The sequence below is a fragment of the Methylobacterium sp. WL9 genome, assembly GCF_008040035.1.
Lineage (GTDB): Bacteria > Pseudomonadota > Alphaproteobacteria > Rhizobiales > Beijerinckiaceae > Methylobacterium > Methylobacterium thuringiense.
Genome location: NZ_VRVE01000047.1, coordinates 20684 through 31573 on the forward strand (window position 1 = coordinate 20684; position 10890 = coordinate 31573).

A 10890-nucleotide genomic window follows, 5' to 3' on the forward strand; every position below is an offset into this window, starting at 1 on the left:
CAAATCTTGCTCTGGACATTGATGTAGAGGGATCGGAGCCGTGATCGAAAGGCGGATGCGTGTTCTCGTCGTTACCCCGCTCGGTGAAGGCGGTCGCGGCGGGATCGACAGGATGATGGATGAGATCCGGCCCTATGGGCAGTCCGCGGACTTTCGCGATCTCAGCGTCAAGTTCTGGGCCACGCGCGGCAACGGCCGCGGCCTTCGGGCAGCCGGAACCTACCTGGTCTTCCTCATCCGGCTGATCACGGTCTGTGTCTTTCGCAAACCGGACGTGGTGCACATCAATCTATCGTCCGGCGGAAGTGTGATCAGGAAGGCGGCGACCTGCGCCATATGTCGGGCTTTCGGCGTGCCATACATCGTCCACCTTCACGGCTCCCGGTTCCGGCAATACTGGAATGCGAGCGGTCCTGTCGTCGGACGCCTCATCGCATTCATTTTCACGAAATCGGATCGTGTGTTCGTCCTCGGTTCGGTCTGGCATGCCTTCGCGGCCGGCAAGCTGCCGCAGATCGCCGAGAAGCTCCACATTCTCCCCAATGCCTGCCGGCGCGGCGGTGCCGGCGAGAAGCCGAGCGCCTTCGTCCGCCTGATCTTCCTCGGTCAGGTCGGAGAGCGGAAGGGCACGTTCGATCTGATCGAGGCCCTGGCGCTGCTCCCGCCGGATTTGCGGTGGCAGGCCGTCCTTGCCGGCGACGGCGAGACGAAGCGCGCGAGCGCGCTGGCGAGGCAACACGGCCTGCAGGACAAGGTGCAAGTCCTCGGTTGGGTCGGACCAGATCGGATCAGAACCTTGCTGGGAAGCAGCCAGGTCCTCGTCCTGCCCTCCTACGACGAGAACCTGCCGATGTCGGTCATCGAGGCGATGGCCTGGGGGCTCGCGGTGATCACCACTCCCGTAGGCGCGGTCGAAGACATCATCGTCGACGGAGAGCGTGGCCTGCTCGTCTCGCCCGGCGATATCCGGACCCTGGCCGCTCGGCTCGAGCAGGTCATCTCGTCCGGTCCGATGCGCGAGACCCTCGGCCGAAACGCGCATGCCTTCTACGAGGAACATTTGAACATCGATCGCTATGCCACGAGGCTGCGCGACCACTGGATCGAGGTGGCCTCGGATCGCCGCGGTACCGCTGGGTCGGACAATCTGCTGCTGCAGGGAAATTGAATGTCCCTCAAGTGGTACATCGCCCGTATCCGGAGCATGAGCGTTCCCGAGATCGCCTTTCGTGTCGGCGAGCATGTCGAGCGATCGCGCATGCGCAGGAAATCGAAAGTCTTCGTCACGCCGCCGAAGCATCTCGAGCTGCGCAGGATCCCGGGATTCGAAGGTAGGGTAATCGGAAACGCGACCCCCGCCTTCCGCAAAAAACTGGACGTGGTCGTCGCGAATATTTTCGAAGGAAAGTTTTCAGCGCTCGGCGCCACCTGGCCGGACGCCGACCCCGAAGATCTCTTCCCCGAGAAGGGCTGGCGGATCGATCCGGGAACGGGCCTGTTATGGCCCGGATCGGATTCGTTCTCGTTCGATATCAAATACCGTCGCTCGGGAGAGCTCGGCGACATCAAGCACGTGTGGGAGAAAAACAGGCTTCAGTTCCTTCAGGCCTTGGCGGCAGCGGCCTCGCTCAATCACGATCGACGCGCATTGGCGGCCGTTGAGGACGCCATCGCCAGTTGGGCGCGCCATAACCCGCCCTATACCGGTGTCGGCTGGAACTCCGGGATCGAGGTGGCATTGCGCTGCGTCTCTCTGATCGTCGCCTACAACCTCTGCGCCGATCGACTGAGCGAGCGGACCAGGCGCCTGATCCTGGAAATCCTCTTGAGCAGCAGGGATTTCCTGGAGCGGTTCCCGTCGAAATTCAGTTCGGCCAACAATCACGCGATGGCCGAACATCTCGGGCTGCTGCTCATCGAGGCGACGGTCCGGAAAAAGGACGGCAATCTCCAGCGTGCTCGGCACCAGTATGAGCATATCGCGCGCGAAGCGGCCCTCCAGATTCTTCCCGACGGCACTCCGGCAGAGCAGTCGCCCACCTATGGTGCCTTCACCGCGGAGATGATCCTGTTCGGAAATTTCGTGGCGGACAAACTCGCACTCGGCGTCTCCGAGGTGGCGACGCAGCGACTGCTCGCCTTTGCCGGCTTCGTCGCAGCCATCTCAGAACCCGGTGGGTCGGTGCCCGCGATCGGGGACGACGACGAAGGTCGGGTTCTGACCCTCGATGCGGTGGCCGAACGCAGTTACGTCTGCTCCGTCGCCCAGACCATTCAAGCCGCCTACGACGATCTCGGCCCCTGCCACGAGACCGAGACCGAAGAACTGCGCAACGCTCTCTTCGGATGCTCCCGGCTTTCGCGGCAAACTGACCGGCGCCTGCAGACCTTCATGCAGGGTGGCTATACGGTGGTCACCGATCGGCAGGCAGGCCGCCATCTCCACCTCGTGATCGATCATGGTCCGCTGGGTTACCTCTCGATCGCGGCACACGGGCACGCCGACGCGAACGCCGTGGTCTTCAGCATCGACGGGGAAGCGGTTCTGTGCGACCCGGGAACCTACCTCTACCATGGCGGCGGCGCCTGGAGGACCTGGTTCCGCGGGACCGCGGCACACAACACGCTCTGTTTGGGCGGGGTCGATCAGAGCACGATCAGCGGCCCTTTCAACTGGGGGCATAAGGCGCATGCGAGCCTCGTCGAGAAGAGAGATGGAGAAAACTGGCGCGTTCGCGTCACGCATGACGGCTATCGGTCGCGTTTTGGCGTCGATCACGTGCGGACGATCGAAGCTGCTCCTTTCGGATTTGCGCTCATCGACGAACTTCAGCCCGGGCCCGGCCCGGAAGAAGCGAGTATCGCGTTCCAGTTTGCGCCTGGAATCGTGATCGACGACATGAAGACCGCTCTGGTGTTCTTGCGGGATGGTCGCCAGCTCGGGCGCTTGTCGTTCGATCGACCGGGGAATGTCACCGTCCAGGAAGGTGAAAACCGGATCGACGGAGGTTGGGTGTCGAACCGTTTCGGAGAAATGCGCCCCGCGCCGCGCGTCGTCTGGCGCGGACATTTGCCGTCGGGCGGTCTTCGGACCTCGTTCCAGCTCACGCCGGAAACGGCCGAGCCAGCCGCGCGCATGCGTGTGCTTGACGGCTTTCGCAGTTCCTAGATCACGCTGCGTTTTGATCTAATCGATCAAAACGCAGCGTGATCTAAAGCAGTTTCCGTGATCTTCGACTCACGGAAACTGCTCTCGCTCTTTGTGCAGTCGCATTTTCTTCACGCGAACCGGAAACCAGTTCGCTCGAAAATGCTCCAAGTGCCGCCCGCTCCCAAGGCCGTGTTGTGGTCGGCTGCGCAATCCCGACCAGCTCGGCCGTCGCGCTCAGGCCGACAATGCACTAACCTTCCAGCCGGACCACCGATGGAAGCTGGCCACCGCCGATTCAACCGCAAACGGCGTGGCAACGGTCTACCGTGGCTTCGATGTCTGACCAGCGCTAAAATTGGCGTCCGGATTGTTCGACTTCGACGCCCAGATGATGCTCTCGAAACCCCAGAGGGCCCATGTGCCGCGCATCACGGTTTTCGTTTTTCGGCTTTCCAACTCGTTGAGCAGTCCGCGCCAAGCGTGCTTGTAGGGGCGATAGCGCCGGGCATTGAAGTTGATGTACATGCTTGTACTCTTCAGCAGCTCAATAATCCTGGAAAAATCAGGTAGTTGCTGGTGCGTTGAATCGTCGTAGAAGTTGAGGGTGCCCTGGCGGCTTGGAAACTTAACGCTCGCCTCAGTCGGAAAGGCCAAGAACAGAGTTCCACCTGGCTTCAAACACGCGGCCATAGCCTTGATAACCCGGTCAGGCTCCTCACAATGCTCAATGTTATGCTGACTAAAGACAGCATCGAAGCGTCCTCGCCATTTCTCGATCGCCGCTGCGAACTCGTCGGAGGCCACGACCACGAACTCATCTGCGTTTTCAGTCGGCGGACGCGTATGTCGATAGTCACCCACGTCCAGACCGACGTAGTAGATGTCCGACCTTGCTTCCTTAAAAAGGCGTGGAGAGTCGTTCCCGCACCCCACGTCAAGCACCTTTGCTCCATGCGGCAGGCGTTTTAGAAAGTCGCTTCTATAGTAGCGGCGGAAAAATGCTTCACGAAGCATAGACTTAATCGCTCGCAACATCGATGTAGACCCTATGCAGCTTCGTGATGCGATGTCTCGCAGCCTTACGTGGAAGAAATGCGAGACGCGCGGCGCGCCTCGCGCTCAGCCGGCGCAGTATACCCCGGTACATGGGTCTTTTTACAAGGCGTTAGCAGGCCACGCCAGCCACGCAGCTGGCCAAGGTAGAGAGACATAACAACAGAACAGGCTGGCTCCAGAGATGGGCGGCGCCCCATAGCTTTCCTGCGATCGGGATCACGAAGCCGTGGGTCAGGTAGATGCTGTACGAGGCGTCGCCCAGCGCTTCGATGATTGGGGCAGTCGAGTTGTTGAGGAGCAGTAGAAGACGCGGCGCGCACAGAACAAGAGCGCAGACGGTCAGCCAAATCGGCCACTCCTAGCCCAGCGTTTGCGAGATAGAGACCCCAGCTTAACAAACGACTAGAGCATTTTTGAGCGAAGCGGTTTCCGGTTCGCGTGAAGAAAATGCGACAGCACAAAGAGATAGAGCCTTTTTCGCCGAGACGGACGCCGCGTTCGCGCAAGAACTCAGAGCGGATCGAAGATTTGTGACATCCTGCGAAACCAGCGTCGAATTCGGTGAAGCGTGCCGTGGTGCCACTCCGCGCCGTCTCGCTTGACGATCCAATGAACATAAAAAATCCGGTTTTTCGCCAACGAGCGATGACAACGGAGTTTGAATGGCCAAGCTTATGCCGAGAGTGAGATTTTTATAGACACGATAGATGACGGAAGGCGGTCCATCCTATCGATATATAATATTTTTACTCGCTGAAACAGCAGCTATGCCTATGAAAAATACTTGAGAGCCGTACACAATCCCAGCGCATCGGGCCGGCGTCTCTCAGCCTTTGCTGTGTCGCGCTTTCTTTCGGCCGACCGGTATCCACTTGGCCGGAAAGCGCTCGAGCGCGCTCGTGATCTAAGTGAAGCCGCGGCCGTGCCGGTGCATGAGCGACAAACAGGGAGCCGGTTGGTTTATCATATGAGCTTCATTTCACAGTTGCGTACTACGTACGATCATTTGAGAGTGCGAAGCTAAAAAAGCAACGTTACAGCGATAGGCATCGTCTCGCCTGATCAGCATGGGGAAACACGTTGACTGAATACTGCGGATGACAAATATTAAAAACTCGTAAACCGGGCGAAGGGACGTGCGATGAGCGTGGCTGAAGGGAGTTTCGCGACAGGCCAAAAATTCCCGAAGAATTGGCTGCGACTTTACGAGTCGATCAGACTTCCGACTGGTGAAAACTGCCGCGACAAAAATCTCTGGCTGGTCGATCCGACTGTGAACTTCTTCCAGACCCCCTTGTCCGCGGCAATGTCGAAGAACGGCATCCGGAACGATATCCTGATGCTGCTGGAGGATGGCGTCTACGACACCGGCCCCGCCGATACGGCTCGATCCGCTACGTCGTCCTTGCGACTGGACAATTACGACAACGCCGTGATCGTCTTGTCCGATGAGAAGGCTGCGCACGAGACCGCCGCAGCGGATATGTTTCAGGCGGTCGCTAAACATCGCCATTACTATATCGTCAGTCCTGCAACGCAGGACATGGCGCAGAGGGTCGACCTGAGGGCGATCCATTCGGACGCGTCGCAGAGTGCCGGCGCGCCAGCCTGCGCGACGAGCGTAAGAAAGCGAGCGCTGGATATTCTGTTTTCCGGTCTCGCCATCTTCTTTCTGTTGCCGCTTCTCTGCTTGATCGCGATTTCGGTGAAAGCCAGTTCGCGAGGGCCGGTGATCTTCAAGCAGGAAAGACAGGGCTTCGAGGGGAAAAAGTTTAGCATTCTGAAATTTCGGTCCATGAAAATCGTGCCCGACCAGGACGACGTCCGACAGGCGGTGAAGAACGACCCTCGGGTGACCCAGGTCGGTAGATGGCTGCGCAAAACCAGCCTTGACGAGTTACCACAGCTCTTCAATGTCCTCCGCGGTGACATGTCGATCGTTGGGCCGCGACCACATGCGGTGGTGCACGACGAATATTATTTGTCCCGCGTTGTCGGTTACGCACGGCGCCATCGCGTTAAGCCCGGTATTACCGGGTGGGCGCAGATCAGGGGCGCTCGCGGAGAAACACCGCGCATCGAGGATATGAAGAATCGCGTCGAACACGATATCTGGTACATCGAAAACTGGTCGTTTTCTTTGGATACCTTGATCATATTTTCGACGTTCCGATGCCTAGCCGGGAACGATAAAGCCTACTAGTTCCTAGTATCATTAAATCAATTTTCGATTTACAGGCCTTCTGCTTCTATGCCGGCATTGTCGTATTGTCGCCCGCTTGATGGGCGCCGGAACCGAGACCAGAGATCGACGCAGCATATTGCTGTCTAGAGCCGTATCCGATCTTGCTGCGTCGGGTCGGATACGGCTCTCAGGTTATATTTTGAAGCGCTTTCTTTCGATCGACCGGCATCCACTTGGTCGGAAAGCGCTCTAGGGAAAGCATCATGGCTCTTCTTTTCCGCACTCCTAAAAGTGTCGCCGCGCAGGCGGGCACGACCGCGCAGATTGGCCTTGCCTCCGACACGTTCAGCAATCTCGGCTCGAACCTGACCTACTCGGCCGTCCTCGGGGACGGGACGCCGCTGCCGTCGTGGATGACGTTCGACGGAGCCACCGGCGCGATCTCCATCTCGAACGCGTCGGTTGTCGGCAGCTACGACGTGCTGATCCGGGCGCAGGATTCCAATGGGACCAGTGCGCCGGCAGTCGAGCGCGTCGTCATTACCGGCGCTCTGAGCGTGGCGGATCCGCTGGCCGATCGGTCTTTCGCCTACGGGACCTCGTTTTCGTTCACGGTGCCTGCCGACACCTTCACCATGGCCGCGGGTCGGACCGTCCGCTATGACTACAATGCGCTCGCTGCCATCGACAGCCTGACCGCAGGGTACGTCGGCAGCAACTATGCCCAGACGTTCGTCTCGCGTCTGCGGGGTTTGTACGGCGATGGCGGCAGCGGCTACCAAGCCTTCACGAACAATCCGCCAATCGGCGTCGGGCATGTGTCCTCTGCTTCGAGCGGCGTCGCCTATCTCGCCGGCCCAACGGCCAATCCCGGGCTCGAGCAGTACAGCATCAACGGGCAGGGTATTAACGTCGCAGCAGCCTCCGCTTCGGACCGGTTCGTCTGGGATCCGAGTTCCGCCTGGGATACCGCGCGGGTCTACTACCTGCAGCAGCCCGATGGCGGCACGCTGACGATCCAGGGGGCAGGCACAAGTGCCCCGGTCACGGTCAGCACCGCGGGAGCCCTCGGCCTCCAGAGCGTCTTGATCCATGCGGATCGCGGGCAGAGCAACGACCAGATCACCGTCCAGGGCATGACCGGCCACGTGACCCTGTTCGGAGCCGATTTTCGCACGGATGCGGACGGCGCCAGCTTCTCCAACGTGGCCATCGCCGGCACCAGTCTCAGCAACTGGTCGAATCTGAACACCAGCTTCCGTCAGACCTGGTTCGGGGCGCTTGCGCCGCAAGCCTATCTGCTGGACGCAGGGATGAACGATCGCGGTGTCCTGTACGGGGCAAGCTACCAAACCCGGATCGACGGGATCCTCGACAACTTCGCCACCGCCTCGCCCGCGACCCAGATCGTTCTCGTCGGTCCGAACGACGTCGGAAGCAGCGGCCAGGTCTATCTCGACAATTACCGCTCGATCCTGGCTCAGGAGGCTGCGAGGCGGGGCTTGATCTACGTCGACGACAAGGGCGTTCTGGGCAGCTACGCGACGGCCGCCGCCGCCGGCTACATGGCGGATCAGATCCACCCGAACGCCGCCGGCAACGCCCTGCGGGCCGCGGCCTATCTGCGTGCACTCGGGTTCGATCCGAATGGGCCGACCGCCGGAACGGCGTCGTTCCTGAGTTCGGGCGCACCGACGGGGCTGGTCTACTCCGCGACATTGGCCTCCGGCGCCGCGCTCCCAAGCTGGCTGAGCTTCAACGCGAGTTCGGGCACGTTCTCCACGACCGGGCAGGCCGCCTCCGGCACCTATGCCGTGACGGTCATGGCCTCTACGACGGCCGGTCAGGTCTCATCCGACACGTTCGATCTCACGATCGGCGCGGCCACCGCATTGCCCGTTTTCCAGTCGGCCGCCGTGAACGGCGCCAGCCTGGTGCTGACCTACAGCAAGGCTCTCGACGCCACCAACATCCCGGCGGCCGGCGCCTTCGCCGTCACCGTGGGCGGCAGCGCCGTCGGCGTCAGCGGCGTCGCCGTCAACAGCACGGCCCAGACGGTCACGCTGACGCTGGCCGCGTCGGTGACGTCGGGTCAGGCTGTCACCGTCGCCTATACCGACCCGACAGCCGGCAACGACGTCCTCGCCGTCCAGGACCTCGCCGGAAACGACGCCGCCACGCTCGCGGCCCAGGGCGTGACCAACAACACGCCAGGCTCGGCCGGCATCACCATCAACGACACCGATGCCGGCAACGTCATCAACGGCGGACCCGGCAACGACACGCTACGCGGCAACGGCGGCAACGACACCATCAACGGCGGGGACGGCAACGACTACATCTCAGGCGGTGCCGGCGACGACGTGCTGATTGGCGGCCCCGGCACCGACCAGCTCTACGGCGGCGCCGGCGCCGACCGCTTCGTATTCCAGAGCCTGGCCGATTTCGGTCCGGCCAGCGCACCCGATTTCATCGAACTGATCGCGGGCGACGGCGACCAGATCGACCTGTCGGCCATCGACGCCAACAGCCTGATCTTGGGCACGCAGGGCTTCACGTTCATCGGCACCGGGGCCTTCACCGGCCAAGCGGGCCAGTTGCGCTATCAGCGCGGCACGCAGGGCGGCACGCAGCTGGTGAGTGCGGACACGAACGGCGACAGCCAGCCGGATTTTCAGTTCGTCGTCGCCGCCCCGACCCTCGCCGCCGCCAACTTCATTCTCGGCAATACCGACACGACACCGCCAGTGTTCCAGTCGGCAAGCGTCAACGCCGCCAGCATGGTGCTGACGTACAACGAGGCTCTCAACGCCACCAACATCCCGGCCGGCGCCTTCGCGGTCACCGTGGCTGGGGGCGCCGTCGGTGTGAGCAGCGTTGCGGTCAACAGCACAGCCCAAACGGTCACCCTGACCCTGGCCGCGCCGGTGACGTCCGGCCAGGCGGTCACCGTGGCCTACACCGACCCGACAGCCGGCAACGACGCCCTCGCCGTCCAGGACCTCGCCGGCAATGACGCCGCCACGCTTGCGGCCCAGAGCGTCACCAACACGACGCCACCGCCGGCCGACACGACCCCACCGATGTTCCAGTCGGCCGCCGTGAACGGCGCCAACTTGGTGCTGACCTACAACGAGACTCTCGACGCCACCAACGTCCCGGCGGCCGGCGCCTTCGCCGTCACCGTGGGCGGCAGCGCCGTCGGCGTCAGCGGCGTCGCCGTCAACAGCGCGACCCAGACGGTCACCCTGACCCTGGCCGCGCCGGTGACCTCCGGTCAGGCGGTCACCGTGGCCTATACCGACCCGACCGCCGGCAACGACGCCCTCGCCGTCCAGGATCTCGCCGGCAACGATGCCGCCACCTTTGCAGCGCAGAGCGTCGCCAACGCCACGCCGGACACGACCCCGCCAATGTTCCAGTCGGCGAGCGTCAACGCCGCCAGCCTGGTGCTGACCTACAACGAGGCTCTCGACGCCACCAACGTCCCGGCGGCCGGCGCTTTCGCGGTCACTGTGGCCGGCAGCGCCGTCGGCGTGAGCGGTGTCTCCGTCAACAGCACGGCCCAGACCGTGACGTTGACCCTGGCCACGGCCGTGACCTCCGGTCAGGCGGTCACGATCGCCTACACCGACCCGACCGCCGGTAACGACGTTCTTGCAGTTCAGGATCTCGCCGGGAACGATGCAGCCACCCTTGCGGCCCAGGGCGTCGCCAACGCGACGCCGGACACGACACCACCGGTGTTTCAGTCGGCAAGCGTCAACGCCGCCAGCCTGGTGCTGACCTACAACGAGGCCCTCGACGCCACCAACGTCCCGGCGGCCGGCACCTTCGCGGTCACCGTGGCCGGGGGCGCCGTCGGTGTGAGCAGCGTTGCGGTCAACAGCACAGCCCAGACGGTCACCCTGACCCTGGCCGCGCCGGTGACCTCCGGTCAGGCGGTCACCGTGGCCTATACCGACCCGACCGCCGGCAACGACGTCCTCGCCGTCCAGGATCTCGCAGGCAACGATGCCGTCACGCTCGCGGCCCAGAGCGTCACCAACACCACGACGCCGCCAGCCGACACGACACCGCCAGTGTTCCAGTCGGCGAGCGTCAACGCCGCCAGCCTGGTGCTGACCTACAACGAGGCTCTCGACGCCACCAACGTCCCGGCGGCCGGCGCTTTCGCGGTCACTGTGGCCGGCAGCGCCGTCGGCGTGAGCGGTGTCTCCGTCAACAGCACGGCCCAGACCGTGACGTTGACCCTGGCCACGGCCGTGACCTCCGGTCAGGCGGTCACGATCGCCTACACCGACCCGACCGCCGGTAACGACGTTCTTGCAGTTCAGGATCTCGCCGGGAACGATGCAGCCACCCTTGCGGCCCAGGGCGTCGCCAACGCGACGCCGGACACGACACCACCGGTGTTTCAGTCGGCAAGCGTCAACGCCGCCAGCCTGGTGCTGACCTACAACGAGGCCCTCGACGCCACCACCGGCCCGGCGGCCGG

Annotated in this window: 5 protein-coding genes; 4 read left to right on the forward strand and 1 reads right to left on the reverse strand. The window is 62.6% G+C overall.

The genetic code is table 11. The annotated features are described in order from the left end of the window. The first annotated feature begins 55 nt into the window (after positions 1-55). The gene (locus FV217_RS14260; RefSeq protein WP_147817843.1) at positions 56-1168 is read left to right on the forward strand and encodes a glycosyltransferase family 4 protein; all 1113 of its coding nucleotides are present in this window, start codon (positions 56-58) and stop codon (positions 1166-1168) included. Beyond that, entirely contained in the window at positions 1169-3169 is a 2001-nt protein-coding gene (locus FV217_RS14265) for a heparinase II/III-family protein (protein WP_147817844.1), read from the forward strand. Positions 3170-3472: 303 nt separating this feature from the next. On the opposite strand, the gene FV217_RS14270 is transcribed toward FV217_RS14265, so the two are convergent. Continuing rightward, on the reverse strand, positions 3473-4165 hold the full coding sequence (locus FV217_RS14270; RefSeq protein ID WP_187272568.1) for a class I SAM-dependent methyltransferase: 693 nt from the start codon (positions 4163-4165) through the stop codon (positions 3473-3475). Positions 4166-5348: 1183 nt separating this feature from the next. Between FV217_RS14270 and FV217_RS14275 the strand changes: the two genes are divergently transcribed. Both FV217_RS14275 and FV217_RS14280 read left to right on the forward strand, forming a co-directional pair. Then, complete coding sequence (locus FV217_RS14275; RefSeq protein ID WP_210245140.1) at positions 5349-6410, forward strand: exopolysaccharide biosynthesis polyprenyl glycosylphosphotransferase; 1062 nt, start codon at positions 5349-5351, stop codon at positions 6408-6410. Between the two features lie 245 nt (positions 6411-6655). Continuing rightward, positions 6656-10890, forward strand: a 4235-nt coding sequence (locus tag FV217_RS14280; RefSeq protein WP_187272569.1) for a SwmB domain-containing protein, incomplete at its 3' end; no start/stop codon positions are given.